Here is an 18,962-nt window from a genome sequence, read left to right on the forward strand (position 1 = left end):
TCAGGCTTATGAACTAAGCGATATGCTTGTGATATTCTTCAGGATCTGGCTTAATTTTTGAGTGGGTGTCAGCATAAGATTTGTTCGCCAATGGAGCGCTTTTTAGAAGCTTTAAAACAGAGTGGATGCCAAGAACAGGCTATAAAAATATAACAGCAGCAATAGGAGAGATATCACAATATATCGTGGGCTACTATATTCGTTACCGACCTCATCAATATAATGACGGGAGTTCGCCGATAGCGAAAGAAAACCGGTATTGGAAAACTTATAACGAGGTGGCCAAAAAGAATTGATCAGTACATACTCACTGAGGGAATTTGACAAAGAGAAGGCGAGGTTCAAGTCGATGAAGGTTAATTTAGGAGTAGTGGCAGTTGTATTTATTCTTTTTATTGGTTTCTATAATATCTTTTTATCACATGGAGAGAGTGGTAGAGCATTTGAGTTAATGAAAAATTCAACCTTTACTGTATTTAAAATATCAGACTCAAAATTTGTTGATAGTCATGGCTATAGAATATACGAGGATAAAGATACACTTCGCTCGATAAATGCGTGTATCAAAAAGATTGAACAAGCGCCGGACTATAGGGTTGGTAAATTAATTCATCATAAATCAGTATTGTTATCTGATGAGAACTATGAACATAAATTAGTTTTTAGTTACTATGAAAATGGTATTGTGTTACTTGGTTCACCTTATACTCTAAAAGAGTTAGTTACTAAAAAAGTCAAAGATGTAGGTGCTAAAATCTTTAAATCTGAATGCCTATATCATACGATTAATTTGTAATAGAAAAAAGTAAAGGCACAAATCTCTTGTTATTCATTGCGAGCAGTATAGAGCGTGACTGCAATTGGTGAGGTATAATTATGTGCCTGTCCCATGTGTATGCAGACAGCACCAAATCCAAAAAGAAAAGGAAGTAGACCAGGCTTTAGAAATAGCCTCTCCCACCGTGGAAATATGACAAAGAGAAAACAAGGTTCGAGTAGATGAATACTAAGTTAGGTATAGCGGTAAAAGTATTTATAATCACATTTGTGATTTATATTCTCTACACTCTCATCGTAGGGAAAGTGGAAAGTGGCAAAGCGTTTGAATTAATGAAATCATCAAACTTTACTACCTTTGAAGTATCTAATTCTCGTTTTCTCAATGACAAAACTGGTTTTAGGCTTTATAGAGACAAAGAAACGCTTAGTTCGATAAATATGTGTATCAAAAAGCTTGAGCAAGTACCTGATTATAGGGTCGGGAAGTTAAAGACCGAAAAAACAGCGGTATTATCCAATGAGAAATATAAGCATAAGTTTAATATACATTATTATGAAAATGGTATTGTGCTGCTTGGGGGCGGTTACACTCTCAAAGATCTATTGACTAATAAAGTGAAAAATGTGGGGGGGAAAGTCTTTAAATCTGAATGCCTATATCATACGATTAATTTGTAGGCTTTTAATTTTAAAAAATTTAGATTAGAAAAAGGACAAAACTAAGAAAGGACAGGCATAAGTTTCTTGCACAACTGGGTTGGTTAACGACTATTGATATATCCAGTTTTTGTGAGTGATTAAAATGGCAAGCGCAAGGAATGCTTTAATTGATTTGTCTGCAACGCTTTATTACCATTTAATAGCACGGTGTGTATGCCGTGCTTTTTGTGGGGAGTTACACAATGATTCACAGAGGTTTACTATCGCGTTGTGTACAACATTGAAATTATGTAATATTCCTTTTTAAATAGCAGTTAAGGAATTAGCATGAACATTTTATGGACTTCACTATCTCTCACTATATTAAGTGGCACTGTACACGCGGAGCAAATAAAAACACGGTTTGAAGGTGAGTATAAATTAAAAATAGACCATGAGCATAATGGTGCTTTATTTAATGAAGTCGCTACAGATTATGTTTTTCAAGGATTTAACGCTCACTTTATTGCAACATCTAATAACAAGATAGTTTCAGGCTCGACCAGCGACAATGGCGTGAGTATTCAGTTTGAACTTAGTAAGCTAAATACTGGGCAAAATCAATATTTTTCAGGTCATAAAACAAGCAATGGTGGCTATCAAGGTAGCTGGCATAGTGATGATGGCAGTTCAGGAGATTGGGGCTTAGTAAATTATAAACAGCAAGTTTTTACCACCTGTAAACAAATTTTAGATTCAGGCGCCAGTATCGGCGATGGTGTCTACGAGTTAGTGGATGACAATAATGACCCTATGTCTGCTTATTGTGACATGACATCCAATGGCGGTGGCTGGACGTTAGTTGGGAGTTATCCGAATACGGCACCAGGGGGTATTAAACGTACCTCTGAATATGGCCAAATACCAGAAACGAACCCAAGTGGGCCAACCCAACTTTGGATGTATCCAGGTACGCTCGCCAAGTTCAGTGATGCAAAAGAGCAGATTGCCTGCAATGTTGGTGAATTATGTGACACTGGAAAACAAGCATTTGCCGATAATCTAACGGCCCATGAACTTGAGCTTGTTCGTTACTCATGGGGTTATCTTGACCGCGGTGAACACATGCCAAAACTGGTGGATATTCCTTCATGTAGAACTGATTATAATGATGCTACAACGTTAAGAACAGGATGTGTAAACCCTGCTTATCTAGAGTGGAACGACACGGTTTACCGCAGTACTTACCAAATTGGGTGGCAAATTGATTTATATGGCACAACACACTGTTGGGTAGCACGTGGTGAATATAAATCGGGAGGCTTAGGTTCAACAAGGTGTGCGACTAACGCTGAGCCAAATGGCACAACTTTTGCGCTTCTGTGGATGCGTTAATCGTTGTAACTTAAGGTTGTAATGGGTCAAATGCCTCGTTTCATAATACTGACTACATATTAAAGTATTATGAACTTACGGTCTGGCCCTTTTTACGTAAATAATCATAAAGAAACAGATTAAACAAATAGAGACACCGTTCAATTTAGGTAAAAAAAGAGCTTCGGTTACATGCGGCTTGCCGTTGTATTCGAAGAATTGTGAAGCACAGTGTATTCGTCTCCCTGACGAAGGTCAGGGTCTATTAATGTGTAAATAGAAAGTCATAAATAGGCTCCGAAGCAAGCTTTGAGCAAGGAGCTTTTAGTTTAGTGAAAGCACGGCTGCTTATTGACTAAAGGCTAACGGTTCAATAACAACGAAGAATTTATCGGAATGAAGTCGTCACATGATTCAATGAGTAAATTTGCGGTTAACTTGGTCGCGCCATAAACGGTACTTTTGATTTGATATTGATTACGTAAATGTGCGAGTAAAATGGCAAAGTCGCCATCACCAGATAACAGTATGATTTCATCAACTTTTTTAGCCGCCTCCATCATATCAATGGTAATACCCACATCCCAATCTCCTTTTTTTGAACCATCTTGTCGTTGAATATAGGGCTTAAGCTTCACCTCAAAACCAATTGCTCGTAAAATATTTTGAAATTGAGTTTGTTTATCGTCGCCTTTGTAGGTTGCATAGGCATAGGCGTATTCAATTTGGCCAAACTCTTTCGCTTGTGCCCAAAACGCATTGTAATCAAAGTTGCCACCTAAAGATTGTCTACAGGTGTAATAGATATTTTGAACATCGACAAAAATTGCGATCTTTTTCATGGCTAAGCCTAAGTGGTTATTCTTTTAGAATCGGTACCTTATAGTATTAGAAGTTATTTGTCATTGATACGATAAACTTGTGCCGAATAATATGATAAGCCACGGTGTTGGTAGACAAGGCAATTATTTTGGGCTGGTATGCGGTGGCATTTTTACAATGTTACGACCGCATTAATGTGGAATAACGACACGAAAACGGACCCGTTTAGTGTAAATGTTAAATTGGCGGCTGTAAGCATATTGCAAAGGCTTTGAAAAAGCGCATATATTTGGCGACCAATGCCGCCAAAATAAGGCTGATCACGCACTACACTTTAAATTCACTGACCAGATGATTTAACTGATGCGACATTTCGCTTAAGTTGTGGCTTGAGGCCTTTGTATGCTCCGCCCCAGTTTCTGTTTGACTCGCAACAAGGGCGATACCACTCATCCTATTGGCAATATCACTGGTATTTTGTGTTTGAACTTGGGCAGAGTTAGCAATTTTAATATTTATTTCACTCAATGATTTTACTGCTGAGTCAATTCTTTTTAGTGTGTCGTTACATCTAGAGCCTGTTTCTAACCCTTGTTCAGTTGCACGTTTGCAAGTTAACATTTCGGTTACGGTGGCCGCGACGCCTTGATGGAGCTTAGCAATTATATTTTGAATATCATCCGTTGATTGTTGGGTGCGCATGGCGAGTGTTCTAACCTCGTCAGCAACGACAGCGAACCCACGGCCTTGTTCACCGGCTCTGGCGGCTTCTATTGCGGCGTTTAAGGCGAGCAAGTTGGTTTGTTCTGCCACTTTATTTATCACATCGAGCACGGCGCCGATTTCAGTCGATGATTGCTGTAAATCGATAACCACTTTTTCTGCTTGAGATACGCTTTCTGCCACTTTTTCGATGGCAGCCATATTTGATTGCAAATGTTCAATGCCTTGTTCGGTAAGTTGCGACGATTGTTGAGCGGTTTTTAAAGCATGCTGTGTTTGTAAAAATACCGACTCTGATGATGCGCTTAGCGCCGATATTTTATTTTGTACAGATTCAGTATCGGTATTTTGTTGTTTAATACCGGTTTGAATTTGATTTGTCACACACGCAAGTTCTTCAGCCTGAGAGGCGAGTGAATGGGTATTACCGTTAATATTGTTGAGTACATCACGAAAGTGTTGATTCATGCTGTTGAAGGTACGAGCCATAATCGTTAGTTCATCATTACCTTGGCTTTTTAATTGAATGGTGAGATCTTTATTTTGGGTGATTTGTCCCATAGTGCGGGTGAGTTTTGTCAGTGGTTTGGTGATGTTTCTGGCAATAACATGTGAAAGCAATACGAGTAAGCCGATATAAAACACTGTTTCAATGACTATTTGGACTAGGATGTCTTGATAAGCTTGGTGAACATCAGCCAAATATATACCGGTGCCAATGGCCCAATTCCAGTGACTTAAGCGGTAAATATACGATGTTTTACTTTCTTGCTCTGTCGATCCAGGTTTTGGCCACAGGTATTGAACGAACCCTTGGTGTTGGAATTTTGCTTTTGCCACAAAGTCTGTAAATGCAGATGAAATGAATACCTGTGGGTGCAAAGTCATAGATTGGGCGTTTAGTTTTGGTTTAATAGGGTGTGTGATCATATTCCCCTCTAAATCAAACATGAAAAAGTAACCAGACTGGCCGTATCTGGTTGAGTTAATTAGGTGTTTGGCTTGGCGTTTTTGCTGTTCCTCATTGAGTTCATGGTTGAGCTTTATCGCGTTAATTTGAGAATTCAAAGTCCCAACCAAATTTTGAGCTTGTATTTTTCTTTCGGCGATCATGGTTGCCTCAAGTTTATTCGCTGAGGTAAGTTGAATTCCAATGATGATAATACTTGCGAGTATGATGCTGAGTCTTAGCTTATTTGCCACACTTAATTGGCCCAAAAGGTGATTTACTTTTAACATGATTTACCTTCAACTGATTGAGATTTGATAGCTAATTGAAACAGCGTTGTCATTTTTGGGCGCAAGTGTACCCTTTGGAGGTAATAATGAAAGAGGGAACTGAGCCGTTGTTAAGTGTCCACACGGTTAAAGGTAACTATGTTATTGATAATAAATCTCATTATTCACATTATTCACATTGTGAAAGTATGTAAATGGGGAGCATGCTTTACAATAAGAGTTAAGTTTAATAGTGATAAAGGATGGTTCTATGTTTGATTAACAACCTGTAATTAAGTGAAGGTATGTTTACCTTGAGCCGATTTTAGTGGGGAAAGTTAGTTTTTTATACTTTATATCTTAATGTTAGGTATTAGCATGTTGTGTACTCATAATTGGAGATATATAAATATCCTCTACTCAATACAATACTTTATGGTTGGTTCTTTACGTTGTAAAAAGGTATAGAACAATGCTGCATAGTGATACAACATTGTTTTAAATTCAACATTTGAACTGTACAAATGATAGGGAGTAAGCTCGTCACTGAATTTATTGATAGCAGTATATCGGATTTCTACCCTAGTGGTTTAATGGGGTGTTAATATTTATTTCGAGATTGATGATGAGTAAAACCAGCCCGGTAATTAAAAACATCGCACAACCAGATAAGAGAAAGGGATCGATGAGTACGTTGTTGTTAAATTCAAATGTTCCTGCTGAGATTTTCTTCCAGCCCATGAAGTGTTGATTGGCTGCAACGACAGCGCCGAACAATCCAATGACAATAGCAATATATTTGACCATCCAGTGGTATACAAATGGGAGTATAAGTATGATCCCGAGTATCCCAATTACTGTTCTTTGCACCCGACAATATGGGCAAACATACACCGCGCCCATTAACTCTACCAACCATGCAGTTATACTAATTAATATCGCGATAACAGCAACTATTTTTCGATTGTTCGTATACGTATTTAAATCAAGTAATCCCATGCGTTCCCTAATGATTATAGTTAAAAGTTAAAAGTAAAGTTATTTCTTATAGTGTTATAGTATAACATATTCACCTTTGGCGCAAAGGTTTGAGGTAATGGATGCAAAGGGGGCTGGTTGGCTAGGGCGGTTCTTATGAAGCGCGGCATAATTTATTCGCTGATAAGGTACTAAAGTGCTGCACAGAGAATTAACATGGCACACCATCATTGAGAAATACGAATAAGGTACATAAGTGAGTAGACAACCACAGCATATAAATTGAGGTAGCGAAAACCCCTAGTTTTTCGTGCTTAGGATAAATTATTGCATTAAACGCTCGGTGATAGACCAATTTTGCATTTCGACCAAACGGCTTTTAGTTCGTTCAAATTCAAATGCTAACTGTTTACCGACGTACAACAACTGAAGCTCTACGGCACAATGCATGACAACTAAGCAACGTTGGTCATAATATTCATCCACTAAGGCAATGAATCTTCGAGCTTCATCGTCAAGTTGGTGGCTTTGCACCGACTGTTGTGCTCGTTTATAGCCATCTTCAATACCTTGTACGGTATGTTTATCGTCAGCGAATACACCCATTTGTGGTACGTTCTTAACAAATATAACTGGATAATTTTGTGCGAGGTACATGTAGTCAGCTGTAGCCCTTGGCGCAGAACAAAGCTGCATAAAATCAAAGGCAATTAAATTACTGGTGCAACATAGCGTTGCTACTTGTCGATTGCAAATATCAATATTGAACACCTGTTTGAATGAGGTGCAGTGCCGGCGTGCATTTTTAAGCGCGTCATCGAATGGCCTAGGATCTTCGATAAAGATATAACTCGGATCAAACCCATGGTTAAACCTGTGGTCGATATGACCATGTACACTCATTAATTCACAGTGTTGCTTTAGTAATTCAATGGTCGGCAGGAAGCGATCTCGTTGTAAGCCATTTCGGTATAGGTGGTCTGGCTGACAATTTGATGTAGTGACTAATACAAGGCCATTTTTAAACAAATGTTCAAATAGTCTGGCCATGATCATGGCGTCTCCAATATCAGAGACAAAAAACTCGTCAAAGCAGAGTACTTTGGTTTTGTTGGCCCAAGTATCTGCAATTAATTTCAATGGGTTGGCAGCCCCTTGTAGTTGATTTAGCTCTTTATGGACCAGTGCCATAAAATGATGAAAGTGTAAACGCTGTTTTGGAATGTTATCTAACGTACTAAAAAACAGGTCCATTAGCATGCTTTTTCCACGGCCAACCGGACCATATAAATAAGCACCACTACAAGGCTTTTGATTAACAAGTTTTTCTTGTAAGCGAGTTAAATAATTTAGGGCGTGCTGTTGTGCAACGTCGTTAATGAGTTTGCCTGATTGAATTTGCGCCTGGTATTGTTGCAGCATTGAGTAGTCTGTAAAATTATTTGTCAGTATTAGAGCATATTCATAGGTATTAACCTAGATGCTTAAGGTTTGAAGTTTTGATAAGGAGGTTATATGTCAGCTATCTACAGCCATATGCGCAATGAAATGGACGCTTTTTCTTCGTTAAGTGATGAAACTTGGCAACGATTTTTATCTTTTTGCCGGGTGATCACCAAAAGCAAGGGCGAACATTTATACCCGTATTCTCATATGCCAACGAGTTATTGTTTTCTGCACAAAGGCGTTGCAAGACTCTACGCATGTGATGAGTTAGGCCAAGAGTATAACAAGCGTTTTTTTATTGAAGGGCAGTTTCCAGGAGTTATGAGTGCGCTACATTTGGGCAAAGCAACTGATCAGGGGATTGAGTGCTTAACAGACTGTGAACTCGTTGAAGTTGACTTTCACCGTTATCGCACTTACTTATTCACTAGTAATGAACTGATGGCATTTCAAATTAAATATCTAGAAGCCAATTGGCTATTAGACAAAGACCAGAGGGAAATTTTACTTGTACAGCAAGATGCCACTGCGCGTTACCTGTTATTTTTAAAGCAATGGCCTACACTTACCAATCGTATTGCCCAGTACCATGTTGCCTCACACCTTGGCATTTCTGCAACACAATTAAGCCGTATTCGAAAGTCATTAAATTTTGTTGAAAATTAGTCGAGGTATTTACATAGGTAAATGAAGTAAGCGTGGCCTATCCATACAATGAATCCACATTAAATGATTGAGGATAATTGTAATGACTTGCTACCCTGATATTTCTACTTATTTAAACTGGCGGTATGCTGTGCGTCAGTTTTCAGATAAAAAAGTGTCTCGACAGTGTTTGGCTCAGTTGCTTACGATGACGGGTTTAAGTGCGTCTTCTTATGGACTACAGCCTTATAAAATTATCGTGATTGAAGACCCCGCATTAAAGAAAGAATTGGTTGCTCATAGCTGTGGGCAAGAAAAAGTTTCTACTAATAGTCACTTATTGATATTTGCTGCGGATATGTCTGATATACGCACTATGATACAACACTATTTCTTGGTGTTTTCACACGTCAGTACAATACCAGCGCCGAAAATGAAGGTAATGGAAGAAAATATGCGTGATGCACTGACCGCAATGACGGCTGAACAACAATTTCATTGGGCAAGTCAGCAGGTAAATATTGCGTTAGGGACATTCCTTGTATCGGCTGCAAGTTTGGGGGTCGATAGCTGTCCAGTTGGGGGCATTGACACAAAAGCGTATGACGATGTTTTAAAACTAGGTGAGCAGCACCTTAAAACAGTACTTGCGTGCCCGATAGGTTACCGCCATAGAAACGATCAAAGTGCTGATGCAGTAAAGGTAAGAAAGCCATTGAGTGAGCTGGTGCTCAATATTACATCATGATGTATGTTTTACTTGCGTGCATTGCTGGTGCGGCGATTGCTTTTCAGGCCAGTATGAACGCGCAACTTGGTGTTTTGCTCAAAAGCCCAATATTGGCAACCACCACGGCTTTTTTTGTCAGTGGATGCTACGCAATGGTGGTTTATCTCTCAACTGAACGACCTGTAATCGACCTGCAAACTGCAGCAAAAGTGCCTTGGTATTTATGGACGGTGGGCGGGCTGTTTAGTGTGATTGGTGTTGGCTTAAGTTACTATTTAATACCAAAAATGGGTATTGGAAATCTCATGTCTTTGGTTTTAACTGGGCAACTATTAATGGCCATGATGATTAATCATTTTGGGTGGTTCCATACAGAACCCCTACCAATAACAACCACAAAAGTATTGGGGATCCTAGCTTTGCTAGTGGGTATTTATTTAGTTAATAAAGGGAAAGGGTATGCGTAATTTTTATCTTAAAGAAAACATTCAAAATTTACTGTCATTGTGGCATTGCTATGGTGATGTATCAAAACACCAAAACTTGCGTATTCACGGTCAGTGGCCTCATAAAGTGTGGCATGAGCCACTGCTCTTTGATGAACCGGCTAATGTGATCAGGGGATATAAGCGTGATAAACCGCGAGAAAAAAAGGGGGTTGGTTTTGATACTAAAAGAAGGCCGGACTCAGATGAGGTATCTACGTTGGTGGTAATGCATAAATTACTTTTAGACGATGTTGATATTACCGATGATAACACGATAAAGATCCTATCAAGTGAGAGTGAACTAGATCTATGGTTGTCTCTAGGCTGTGCTGGGTTTGGCTATAAAATTGATAAAGCACCAATTGCAAGGGCGTTTATTGATAGCCGTTCTAAGTTTTATTTTATTCTAAACGAAGGTGAGCCGGTGGGGACTGTATTAACTTGGGCTCAAGGGCATGATGTAGGCATACATCAAATGACGATTACACAAGCCTGCAGAGGTCGGGGACTGGCAGGTAAGGCGCTATTACAGCTGGAAAAGCGAGCAAGGGGGAGTAGCGCTAAGTCTATGTCATTACAAGCATCAAAAAAGGGGCTAAAAATTTATGAAAGTCTTGGTTTTGTGCCCCTAGGGTTTCTATCAAGTTATTTGTAGATAGTGAGGTCGGTCTCTTCAAACTCACAGACACTCGTTATAGCTGGGTGTTTTGCTAGGCGTTTTAAGTAACGGTTTAAGTTTGCAAAACTTAAAGGAGGCTTAGTTATCTCGTCTGCCCACATGCATAACATAAACATGTAACAGTCACATACAGTGAATTGGTCATTAATGAGATAATCACTTTCGCCAACTTTATGGTCTAAAATAGCTAAAGCATCACTGATCCGGGTTTGTTGTGTTTTTATTATATCGTCATACATAATGGCATTTTGTGTATGGCGTTCGGGGTAGAAGTACACCATTAACTCATTCTGAAGTGTACCGGTTAAATACATGAGCCACTGATAAAACGCCGCTTTGGCTTGAGGGCCTTCAGGGATCAAGTGCTTTTCTGGGTGCTTTTCGCATAAGTACAGGCATATTGCTGCACTTTCACATAATACAAAGTCATCATCTACTAAGGTGGGTATTCGCCCTGTTGGATTCAAGCGCAGGTATTGTGCCGATTTTTGTGCAACTTTTTTTCTGTCAACGAGTTCAAGCTGAAATGGTACATCTAAAGCTTTTAAAACAAAGTGAGGGGCAAGACTGGCATTACGAGGATAATAAAAAAGTGTATACATAAATTACCTTTGTGATTTGTTTAAGCGTTTCATACGAAACCTAAGCTCCTTTTTGGCAATTTCTAACTTTCAACTTTAGGCTAGCAATTACCATTTAACAAATAATTACGTTCTCCTTCACGCTTTTTGTATCAACAACTATGTACTTAACCTCAGTTCTGGATAAGCGAATTTGCCCAATAAAGCTATTTTTCTCACTCTCGCGTTGCTTTCATTTGTAATAGCCCGCTATTACTGCATAAAAGTGCCTTGATATTGAACAAAATATCATCATTGGATTGTACGTAAGTTTGTTTTCAAAACATTTTCTATTGCAAAACCCTTATCCAAACCTGAGGTTACTTAAATAAAAAATGCCAGCAAAACTGGCATTTATTTATAGTGTATTACGGTGTGTAATAAATAGGGGAGTTGGGTCCAACTGGGAAACCAAATCCAAACACCCAAATATAAAACAACGCGACCCAACCAATTAAGAAAAACATGCTGTAAGGCAACATAGTTGCTACTAATGTGCCAATACCCATGTCTTTCTTATATTTGGTGGCGACTGCCAATATTAAGCCAAAATAACTCATCATCGGTGTGATTAGGTTAGTTACTGAATCACCAATTCGATAAGCTGCTTGAATTGTTTCAGGAGCATAGCCGATGAGCATAAGCATAGGCACAAAAATGGGGGCTGTGACGGCCCATTGTGCCGACGAAGAACCTAAAGTTAAGTTAACTAAGGCACACATGAGTATGAACAATACAAATACTTCAGGACCGGTTAGATGCAGCGCCTGTAGTAAGGCTGCGCCATTGATTGCTAAAATAGTGCCTAAGTTTGTCCACTTAAAAAAGGCAACGAATTGTGCTGCAAAGAACACAAGTACAATGTACATCCCCATTGAGCTCATTGATTTACTCATTGCATCAATGACATCACGGTCGTTCTTCATAGTGCCAACAACGCGACCATACACAAAACCTGGAATGGCAAACGTAACAAAAATGAATACAACAATGCCTTTTAAGAAAGGAGAGCCTGCGACTGCTCCTGTTTCAGGATGACGCAAAATGCCGTTCTCAGGTACGATTGTCAGTGCCAATAGTGCAGAAACAACGAGTAAAGAGACACCTGCCCACTTTAATCCTGAACGTTCCTTATCTGACAAATGATCGATATTATTTTCATTTAAATCGATACTAGCTTCTTCAGGGTTGTACTTTCCTAATCGAGGTTCGACGATTTTTTCTGTGACTAAGGTACCAACAATAGCGATTAAAAATACCGATATCATCATGAAGTACCAGTTGGCTTCAGGGCCAACTTGGTAGGTCGGATCAATCATTTGTGCTGCAGGCGTTGTGATCCCAGCTAGCAGTGGATCAATCGTACCGAGCAGCAAGTTTGCGCTATAACCGCCGGACACCCCTGCAAATGCAGCAGCCAAACCAGCTAATGGGTGGCGACCTAAGCTATGGAAGATCATCGCAGCCAAAGGAATAAGGACAACATACCCTAACTCTGACGCTGTATTTGATAAGATTGCTGCGAATACGACCATGAAAGTCACGAGTCGTTTTGAAGCGCCCATGACCATGCCACGCATGGCAGCAGATAACATCCCTGAGTGCTCAGCAACACTGACGCCAAGTAGAGCGACCAGTACGGTTCCAAGAGGCGCGAAACCCGTAAAGTTGGTTACAAGGCCGGTGACAATTTTTTGAAGACCTTCGGCACTGAGTAAGCTGACGACTTCGATAATACCATCTGGATCACGACCTTTGGCTCCTTCTGGGCGAGGGTCTATGGCGCTGAGCCCAAACCAGTCGGCAATGCCACTGAATACCACAATGGCCACACAGAACATTGCGAATAAAGTGATTGGATGGGGAAGCATATTACCCAAAAACTCAACGGTGGCTAAAAAACGGTTAAACCAACCTTTTGGTTGTTGAGGGTTATCATCCTTTTGAGCTGTTGTCTCTACTGCATTTGACATAGCTGAATTTCTCAAGTGTAAAAATTGGCGATAAGGTATCACTTTTTATTGCGTGGGTCATTTAGATACGGTGATTTATGTCATTAATGCGTTAAAAAGTTAAGTAATTAAATACGCCAGCATTAAGTTGAAACACATTGCTCTGTTAAGTCTGTAGAGGTCTGCTTTGTGTTAAGTCACAATGTGTTCAACGTTTGCGAGTGAGAGTGAGACGGCTTTACTCATGGGTCGTAACCACCCCCTTAAACAGCAATGGATAGAGGCGAACCCGGTTACCAATATAATCGTTAGCGCTAATTTGATTACATATTCTTTGTATGTCATTGTCTAATGCGAGGACCCACTCAATGCGTTCTATAGCAAGTAAAAAGCCACGTTTTAAATAAACTTGAGTTTTATAGTATTCACAGTTTGCTTTGATAATGCGCAATTTTTCCGGTTTTACTCTTAATTCGTTGAGCACACTGTTTAGGTAGTCGCAAGAAGGAGTATTTATTCTAAGGCGTGATAAGCGTCCTCGTGCGGGTCGTTTTTGATACATAGATTTAGCCTTGATTAAGATAACGCGAGCGTATCTAGGTACTTAACCTTTTCTAAGAAGGCGTGCTTTTGGCGTTCATGTTGATACTCTAGGTGATATGTATTGTGAAAACCATAGCGCATCAAGACGCCACAGCCCTTTAAGTAAATGGTATATCCATCAAAATCAGAAAACGCGATGAGGCCATGCGCGTGCTTCTGGTCATTATTTTGTACACCATGCTTTTGAATAAACTCGTAGACACGTAATATCGTTTTGCTGTCGATGTCATTTTTCATATTCACCTCTTTTACTGTTCATACGTGTTAGAACTCAGATACGATTAATGTAATCTTAGTTTTCGTTCTTTTTATATGAAAATCCAATTTTTAGGTACTTCTTCAGGAAGTCCGAGTGTATTTAGAAATGTGTCGGCGACAGCCATTGGCTTTGATAAATCAAAAGAGTGGCTATTAGTTGATTGTGGAGAAGGCTCGCAGCATCAGGTCCTCAAAAGTCAATATACCGCGTATCACTTGGGCACAATTTGTATCACACATACACATGGCGACCATTGCTATGGCTTACCGGGTTTATTGGCATCTATGTCTATGAGCGGTCGAAAAGCGGCCGTAAATCTTGTTGCGCCAAAACAAGTAATCGAGTTTGTACATAACGCAATGCAGTTAACGGATTTATCACTCGGATTTGATTTGCATACCCATATCATTGAGGCGCTAAACAATAAACTTGATTTTGATGATTTCGCTATTGAAATTATTAAGTTACAACATAGGGTCCCGAGTTATGGCTTTAAAATTACTGAAAAATGTATTCCCAATAAATTAAGGTTCAATAAGCTAACTCAGCAAGGTATTCCATCGGGGCCACACTTTAATCAATTACAGCGAGGCTTCGATGTTAATTTCTCAGGAAAGCTACTGAGCGCTAAAGAATATACGTACCCAAGCTGGCGGCCTCGCGTAATAATTGTATGTGGAGATAATGAGAAACCGGCACTATTGAAACCATACATAGCAGGTGTTGATGTGGTGGTGCATGAAGCGACATTTACGCAGTCCGACTTACATAAGGTAGGCATACATACGGGTCACTCGGATGCAAAAAGAGTCGCAGAATTTGCACAGCAATGCCAAATTCCACTGCTTGTGCTATTTCACTTTAGTGTGCGCTATCATGGGGTCGGTCAGTTAGATAAGTTGCGCCAAGAGGCGGCAACTTATTATGATGGGCAATTGCTATTGGCTGAAGATTTTGAGTCAGTCTCCGTTGCTAAGCATTTCAGCCAGCAATGAACAATCAACCTCTATTTGTTTTGCGTAAACGTGTGCTGCTCGAATTAAATGTGGTACATATTCGGGCAACGTATCGATACACTGTTGCTGGAAATTGAGCGAGCGCCGATCGCCTCGCATATGTGCCAGTGCTAATGTGTAACCACAGCTTTGCGCAAATTGCTGAAGTCCCTGCTTTTGAGCTGCACGCTTTCCTAAGCAAAAATCTTCAGGGTCTAGACCTACTCGCGCGTGATGACGAGACCGTACTAACCAGTTTTGTTGTTGCCATAGTGTATCGTCAAGTACGAGGTCAGGTCGACGTTGCATTTTACGTTGACAATTTACGGTAAGATGCGCGGCATTGAGTTCATTTATGGGGCTAAGTGAAGGGAAGTTATGTAAAGGTGCTGCACGACGCTGTTGTTTTACCTCAACAATGTGGCATAGATTTAATTGGTTTGCATCGTTGTTTACTTGCTTTGGACCCACAAGTAAATAGTAGCGACGCATATTATTTGAGCCAGTCCCTGCATTTAACCGTTCTACGCAATCCAATATTGTATCGTCAACATACGGTGAGAAATGTTTCATTAAATCACTCTTGTGTTGTTCTGGTATTGGCTCAAAGCGCTGTGGATTTGTTTTGAATCGAAGAGGTGCTTTAGTGAGGTCAAGTTCTTTTGCGAGTGTACTGCTCGTTAAAAAAGCTGCACCTCCAGCCATGCGCTGTAAACCCTTCTGCCAGCGTTTGTGCAATATGTGTTCTTTATCAAATTCAGTCAGTGCAGATTGATTATTCAGAGTGCCCTCGATAGAGCGAGCACATGCATGTAAATATTGGTCGAAAAAAGCCAAGGCAGCAGAGTCAACTTGCTGTTCTGTAACGAGTGGTTTTTGTCGGAGCTTTAAATCATCGCTATTTTCTTGCAAGTTCTGACAATGCTTTTGGCTTAAATAGAGGCTGACTGTGAACCGGAACAAATCCCAAATCATATTGCCGATACAGGCATCATCAAAGTCATTAGGCGCAAATATTAAGGTGTCGCCATGAGAGCCTTCCTCGCTAATGAATCCAAAATTTCCAGTATGGCAATCACCGACAATATTCGTTAAAGGCAATGTGTACAGCGCCTGTGGTATATCGATTAATCCACACGCGATGTCTTGGTACATAAGAGCGGCACTACCACGGAAAAAGAAAAATGGGCTGCTCGCCATTTTTATATGTTTGTTGATCGAGTGTTCAGGGGTTACCTCATCGACCAGCTGCAGTTGTTCACGGATGGTGTTTTTTCTTATCATAATATGTCCTTTAACCGATGTTCTTAACTAAGAAATTAGCTGTTCTATACCGTAAAAAATACGGAACCACTGTGTATCCGCGTTCATTATTGTATTGCGGTATCTATGTTTAACTATATACCACTTTGATTTATATAGAGTTACCTTGAATCATCGGTAACATAGATAGACACTTTAGTCACGCTACCTCAGTATTATGACAATTATACGACGCTCAATACATGAGTGAGATCATGTTTGATTTAAGGAGTATTGACTGCCAAAAGCGCTAGTGTTATCTGTTTAGCGTGAGCCATACAATAAACAGCGTTGCTTTTGATAAATGAGGAGGTAACTAAAAGTACTTTATATACTGCAAGCCAAGCTTCTGATGTTGCAGTTGACTTGTTTTTACACGGGACAAGCTGAGCGTAATTGAACTATTTTGAGATGGAAACCAACTGATATGCGTATCTAGAGAGTGATACTCATTTGTTTGCTTAGCTTTACCTGAGTTGACTTCATAACTAGCGATGAGCTTCAAATCACCAATAAGGTCGATGATCACACCCGATTTTGAGTTCACAAACCATTGCGAGTGTTTAATATCAGAAGTCAGTCCTGTGCCAATAAGTAAGAATCCAGAAATGTCTTTTGAGATATTCATAGTTTTACCGATGGCCCCAGATATTTCTAGTAATGAATCGTTGTCTAATAACTTATTATAAGACGGTCGATAACCGATATAGAACTCGCCCGATAACATAGGGAAATACGGGTTATCTTTTCCGTAGCTTTTAACCGAGTAAATAGATAACTCTTCTATATTCGCAGCGCCAGTGTCCAAATCAACCTCTAAAGTTGTGTTGCCCATCGTCAGTTCAGACTCACTAAGATATTGCCTATTGTCACCATGAATGTAATGCCCTGTAGGTAACCAATGAAGCTTAATTTTATCCGCGTTCTCCTCATTGCTATATGACAAACCAATACCAGAATCTTGTGGAGTTAAAGCGGGGTGCTTATAGTTTGAAAAATCGAGTCGGTCTGTCTTTTCATTCGGTAAATTGGTTATTTCAGGATTGTGTTTATGGGTACTTTTGTACGGTTTCGAATTTTCAATAACAGTGCGGGCATAATCGTAAACGAGAGGGCGTTTAAGTAGTGCTTTGTCAGCAATATGTTCAGGCTCTGATTGTAGAGCTTGATCAATGAGTTTCTTATCGGTTGGATCAATCGTATCGTTAAGTGCACTAAATAACCATATTGGGCTTGTAGAGACGTTTGTTTCAAGAACCATTTTATGCTTTAACAATATCGGCAGGGCTAACAAAGATGCTACGTTCTGACATTATGTTTGGCTTGGCAAGAGCAAGTAACTCTAGTGTTAATGTTGCGCAATTAAATGACTGAAAATAGTATGTCATATTTATTTGATTTAATTCCCACAAGTGATATTGAATCAAGGTTTTTTGTGCACTGGAGAGGTCTAATTTAAATTGCCATAGGTTTCTAGACTCTGTATCTCGGTATTGGGCTTTGTCTTTATGAAATGGGCGTACTGAAAAAAAACCAGGCATGCCTTTTATTGTGCTGTCGACAATCAATTTTGCTGGGTTGAGAGTATCAATCTCGGTAAAATAGGCTAAAGAATGTTCGACTAAGTTACCTTTAAAGTTAACACCGCTCGCTTTTAAAAAAATATGCCCCATCATGCTAGATGCAGATGAAAGTACTTCAGATGCATAAACAACGTCTAAGGCATCGAATGGCACATGGTTAATAAATTTTTGCAGTTCAGGGCAGAGTTCTATTTGAGCACCAGTTAATCGAATATTTAGAGCATTTGCAAGATAAGTCACACGAGCTGGAAATCGACACAGCGCAGCTTGTGAATCCGATTTTATGAGCGCTAATGTTTCGGTCAATTCGTTTGCTGCTGAATAATTAGGAAGGCTTAAAAGGAAGCTAGCGTCGGTTATTTGTGCGTTACTGTGCCACGAGTGAATAAGGGTTAACCAAATTGGGGTGTTTGCTATGCGCGTAATTTCGTTTGCCTCAGCTCTGGCCTGAGAAATGAAAATGGAAGAGATTAAAAAAGCTGCATGAATGCAGCTTTTTAGTGTATTACTTAACATGTACTTATTCAGGGTTACATTGTACTTCAACGTCAGAGTAATCCCACATTTTGCCTGTCGATGCATCTGTTGTTGAACCTAATACACCACCAATAAGAAGGTTTCCAAAAAATACAGGCGTTACTTTTTTGTCAATAACAGTAGATTTGTCGCAATTTCCACTGGTGCTATGCGCAACTTTATTTTTACCATCACGAAGAACGATGACAGTGCCTGGTGTCGTGATAATTTTGTCGTCTACACGTACTTCAACCGCTTTATTATTTGAAGAAGTTACATTGATCGTTTGTTGGTCTGAAGTCATTACACTGGCACAGCCAGAGAGTGTAAGGATTACTGTAGCAGACAATAGCGTTTTCATGAATTTTCCCTTAATTTCTTGTGATTTCTAACACTCATATTTTAGAGCGCAGGGAATGTACCTTATAATTTTGTTTTTTTTCAATATACGTTTCGCTTAATCGTAAATATAAGTAAATGAAATATCAATATATACATACATGGAACGAATTTAAATTATTGTTTTAAATTTGATTTTGTTATTTCTGTGAGGTTTTTTATATTTCGGTCATGTGGGAAGTGAGAGAAGTTTATTGTTGTTTTTATTTAA

Annotated in this window: 20 protein-coding genes and 2 pseudogenes; 10 read left to right on the plus strand and 12 right to left on the minus strand. The window is 39.6% G+C overall.

The window, feature by feature from the left end; genetic code table 11:
- Positions 1-84: 84 nt before the first annotated feature.
- The 5 genes and pseudogenes from J8L98_RS24740 to J8L98_RS00760 all read left to right on the plus strand — a co-directional run.
- A pseudogene (locus J8L98_RS24740) lies at positions 85-296 on the plus strand (IS3 family transposase); the annotation flags it as partial.
- Positions 297-349: 53 nt separating this feature from the next.
- Entirely contained in the window at positions 350-796 is a 447-nt protein-coding gene (locus J8L98_RS00750; protein WP_210994840.1) for a hypothetical protein, read from the plus strand.
- Positions 797-999: 203 nt separating this feature from the next.
- Entirely contained in the window at positions 1,000-1,458 is a 459-nt protein-coding gene (locus tag J8L98_RS00755; protein ID WP_210994841.1) for a hypothetical protein, read from the plus strand.
- 124 nt (positions 1,459-1,582) lie between these two features.
- A pseudogene (locus J8L98_RS24745) lies at positions 1,583-1,675 on the plus strand (transposase); the annotation flags it as partial.
- A gap of 92 nt (positions 1,676-1,767) precedes the next feature.
- Positions 1,768-2,814, plus strand: coding sequence for a fibrinogen-like YCDxxxxGGGW domain-containing protein (locus tag J8L98_RS00760; protein WP_210994842.1), 1,047 nt, complete (start codon positions 1,768-1,770; stop codon positions 2,812-2,814).
- 341 nt (positions 2,815-3,155) lie between these two features.
- Here J8L98_RS00760 and J8L98_RS00765 read toward each other — a convergent pair whose 3' ends face one another.
- From J8L98_RS00765 to zapE, 4 genes are all read right to left on the minus strand, one after another.
- Entirely contained in the window at positions 3,156-3,635 is a 480-nt protein-coding gene (locus J8L98_RS00765; RefSeq protein WP_210994843.1) for an NYN domain-containing protein, read from the minus strand.
- Positions 3,636-3,942: 307 nt separating this feature from the next.
- A complete protein-coding gene (locus J8L98_RS00770) occupies positions 3,943-5,577 on the minus strand; it encodes a methyl-accepting chemotaxis protein (RefSeq protein ID WP_210994844.1) in 1,635 nt (544 codons plus the stop codon).
- A gap of 561 nt (positions 5,578-6,138) precedes the next feature.
- A complete protein-coding gene (locus J8L98_RS00775; RefSeq protein WP_210994845.1) occupies positions 6,139-6,555 on the minus strand; it encodes a hypothetical protein in 417 nt (138 codons plus the stop codon).
- Between the two features lie 303 nt (positions 6,556-6,858).
- Entirely contained in the window at positions 6,859-7,956 is a 1,098-nt protein-coding gene (zapE, locus tag J8L98_RS00780) for a cell division protein ZapE (RefSeq protein WP_210994846.1), read from the minus strand.
- Between the two features lie 93 nt (positions 7,957-8,049).
- Here zapE and J8L98_RS00785 point away from each other — a divergent pair, with 93 nt between their 5' ends.
- The 4 genes from J8L98_RS00785 to J8L98_RS00800 all read left to right on the plus strand — a co-directional run bounded on the left by J8L98_RS00785 (position 8,050) and on the right by J8L98_RS00800 (position 10,498).
- Positions 8,050-8,646, plus strand: coding sequence for a Crp/Fnr family transcriptional regulator (locus tag J8L98_RS00785; protein WP_210994847.1), 597 nt, complete (start codon positions 8,050-8,052; stop codon positions 8,644-8,646).
- Positions 8,647-8,728: 82 nt separating this feature from the next.
- Entirely contained in the window at positions 8,729-9,373 is a 645-nt protein-coding gene (locus tag J8L98_RS00790; protein WP_210994848.1) for an NAD(P)H-dependent oxidoreductase, read from the plus strand.
- Entirely contained in the window at positions 9,370-9,822 is a 453-nt protein-coding gene (locus J8L98_RS00795; RefSeq protein ID WP_210994849.1) for a DMT family transporter, read from the plus strand. Before J8L98_RS00790 ends, J8L98_RS00795 begins: the two co-directional genes overlap by 4 nt.
- A complete protein-coding gene (locus tag J8L98_RS00800; RefSeq protein ID WP_210994850.1) occupies positions 9,815-10,498 on the plus strand; it encodes a GNAT family N-acetyltransferase in 684 nt (227 codons plus the stop codon). The genes J8L98_RS00795 and J8L98_RS00800 overlap by 8 nt, the downstream gene beginning before the upstream one ends.
- Here the strand turns inward: J8L98_RS00800 and J8L98_RS00805 are convergent.
- From J8L98_RS00805 to J8L98_RS00815, 4 genes are all read right to left on the minus strand, one after another.
- Positions 10,489-11,124 carry a glutathione S-transferase family protein gene (locus J8L98_RS00805; protein ID WP_210994851.1) on the minus strand — a complete coding sequence of 212 codons (636 nt, stop codon included), beginning with the start codon at positions 11,122-11,124 and terminating at the stop codon, positions 10,489-10,491. The two genes, J8L98_RS00800 and J8L98_RS00805, sit on opposite strands and share 10 nt — an antisense overlap.
- Positions 11,125-11,510: 386 nt before the next feature.
- Positions 11,511-13,115: an AbgT family transporter gene (locus tag J8L98_RS00810; RefSeq protein WP_192510117.1), complete on the minus strand. Its 1,605-nt coding sequence runs from the start codon at positions 13,113-13,115 to the stop codon at positions 11,511-11,513.
- 217 nt (positions 13,116-13,332) lie between these two features.
- Positions 13,333-13,656: a hypothetical protein gene (locus J8L98_RS24750; protein WP_247682376.1), complete on the minus strand. Its 324-nt coding sequence runs from the start codon at positions 13,654-13,656 to the stop codon at positions 13,333-13,335.
- Between the two features lie 14 nt (positions 13,657-13,670).
- A complete protein-coding gene (locus J8L98_RS00815) occupies positions 13,671-13,934 on the minus strand; it encodes a DUF3081 family protein (protein ID WP_210994852.1) in 264 nt (87 codons plus the stop codon).
- A 75-nt stretch (positions 13,935-14,009) separates the two neighbouring features.
- On the opposite strand from J8L98_RS00815, the gene J8L98_RS00820 reads away from it, so the two are divergent.
- Complete coding sequence (locus tag J8L98_RS00820) at positions 14,010-14,951, plus strand: ribonuclease Z (RefSeq protein ID WP_210994853.1); 942 nt, start codon at positions 14,010-14,012, stop codon at positions 14,949-14,951.
- Here J8L98_RS00820 and J8L98_RS00825 read toward each other — a convergent pair.
- From J8L98_RS00825 to J8L98_RS00840, 4 genes are all read right to left on the minus strand, one after another.
- Positions 14,916-16,235 carry a DUF2252 family protein gene (locus J8L98_RS00825; RefSeq protein ID WP_210994854.1) on the minus strand — a complete coding sequence of 440 codons (1,320 nt, stop codon included), beginning with the start codon at positions 16,233-16,235 and terminating at the stop codon, positions 14,916-14,918. The genes J8L98_RS00820 and J8L98_RS00825 overlap by 36 nt on opposite strands.
- Positions 16,236-16,569: 334 nt before the next feature.
- Positions 16,570-17,514 (minus strand): hypothetical protein, encoded by a 945-nt coding sequence (locus J8L98_RS00830; protein ID WP_210994855.1) that lies wholly within the window; start codon positions 17,512-17,514, stop codon positions 16,570-16,572.
- 1 nt (position 17,515) lies between these two features.
- A complete protein-coding gene (locus J8L98_RS00835; RefSeq protein ID WP_210994856.1) occupies positions 17,516-18,352 on the minus strand; it encodes a DUF4105 domain-containing protein in 837 nt (278 codons plus the stop codon).
- Positions 18,353-18,356: 4 nt separating this feature from the next.
- A complete protein-coding gene (locus J8L98_RS00840; RefSeq protein ID WP_210994857.1) occupies positions 18,357-18,713 on the minus strand; it encodes an adenosine deaminase in 357 nt (118 codons plus the stop codon).
- Between the last annotated feature and the right edge of the window lie 249 nt (positions 18,714-18,962).

It is taken from the genome of Pseudoalteromonas sp. MMG013 (genome assembly GCF_018100885.1).
GTDB classification, from domain to species: domain Bacteria; phylum Pseudomonadota; class Gammaproteobacteria; order Enterobacterales; family Alteromonadaceae; genus Pseudoalteromonas; species Pseudoalteromonas aurantia.

Bases quoted from the DNA above. Each gene is read 5' to 3' on its own strand.
- J8L98_RS00830 (WP_210994855.1), bottom strand. From the start codon at position 17,514: ATGGTTCTTGAAACAAACGTCTCTACAAGCCCAATATGGTTATTTAGT.
- J8L98_RS00765 (WP_210994843.1), bottom strand. From the start codon at position 3,635: ATGAAAAAGATCGCAATTTTTGTCGATGTTCAAAATATCTATTACACC.
- J8L98_RS00785 (WP_210994847.1), top strand. From the start codon at position 8,050: ATGTCAGCTATCTACAGCCATATGCGCAATGAAATGGACGCTTTTTCT.
- J8L98_RS00820 (WP_210994853.1), top strand. From the start codon at position 14,010: ATGAAAATCCAATTTTTAGGTACTTCTTCAGGAAGTCCGAGTGTATTT.
- J8L98_RS00775 (WP_210994845.1), bottom strand. From the start codon at position 6,555: ATGGGATTACTTGATTTAAATACGTATACGAACAATCGAAAAATAGTT.
- J8L98_RS00750 (WP_210994840.1), top strand. From the start codon at position 350: ATGAAGGTTAATTTAGGAGTAGTGGCAGTTGTATTTATTCTTTTTATT.
- J8L98_RS00815 (WP_210994852.1), bottom strand. From the start codon at position 13,934: ATGAAAAATGACATCGACAGCAAAACGATATTACGTGTCTACGAGTTT.
- J8L98_RS00760 (WP_210994842.1), top strand. From the start codon at position 1,768: ATGAACATTTTATGGACTTCACTATCTCTCACTATATTAAGTGGCACT.
- J8L98_RS00840 (WP_210994857.1), bottom strand. From the start codon at position 18,713: ATGAAAACGCTATTGTCTGCTACAGTAATCCTTACACTCTCTGGCTGT.
- J8L98_RS00825 (WP_210994854.1), bottom strand. From the start codon at position 16,235: ATGATAAGAAAAAACACCATCCGTGAACAACTGCAGCTGGTCGATGAG.
- J8L98_RS00805 (WP_210994851.1), bottom strand. From the start codon at position 11,124: ATGTATACACTTTTTTATTATCCTCGTAATGCCAGTCTTGCCCCTCAC.
- J8L98_RS00770 (WP_210994844.1), bottom strand. From the start codon at position 5,577: ATGTTAAAAGTAAATCACCTTTTGGGCCAATTAAGTGTGGCAAATAAG.
- J8L98_RS00790 (WP_210994848.1), top strand. From the start codon at position 8,729: ATGACTTGCTACCCTGATATTTCTACTTATTTAAACTGGCGGTATGCT.
- J8L98_RS00810 (WP_192510117.1), bottom strand. From the start codon at position 13,115: ATGTCAAATGCAGTAGAGACAACAGCTCAAAAGGATGATAACCCTCAA.
- J8L98_RS00800 (WP_210994850.1), top strand. From the start codon at position 9,815: ATGCGTAATTTTTATCTTAAAGAAAACATTCAAAATTTACTGTCATTG.
- J8L98_RS24750 (WP_247682376.1), bottom strand. From the start codon at position 13,656: ATGTATCAAAAACGACCCGCACGAGGACGCTTATCACGCCTTAGAATA.
- zapE (WP_210994846.1), bottom strand. From the start codon at position 7,956: ATGCTGCAACAATACCAGGCGCAAATTCAATCAGGCAAACTCATTAAC.
- J8L98_RS00795 (WP_210994849.1), top strand. From the start codon at position 9,370: ATGATGTATGTTTTACTTGCGTGCATTGCTGGTGCGGCGATTGCTTTT.
- J8L98_RS00835 (WP_210994856.1), bottom strand. From the start codon at position 18,352: ATGTTAAGTAATACACTAAAAAGCTGCATTCATGCAGCTTTTTTAATC.
- J8L98_RS00755 (WP_210994841.1), top strand. From the start codon at position 1,000: ATGAATACTAAGTTAGGTATAGCGGTAAAAGTATTTATAATCACATTT.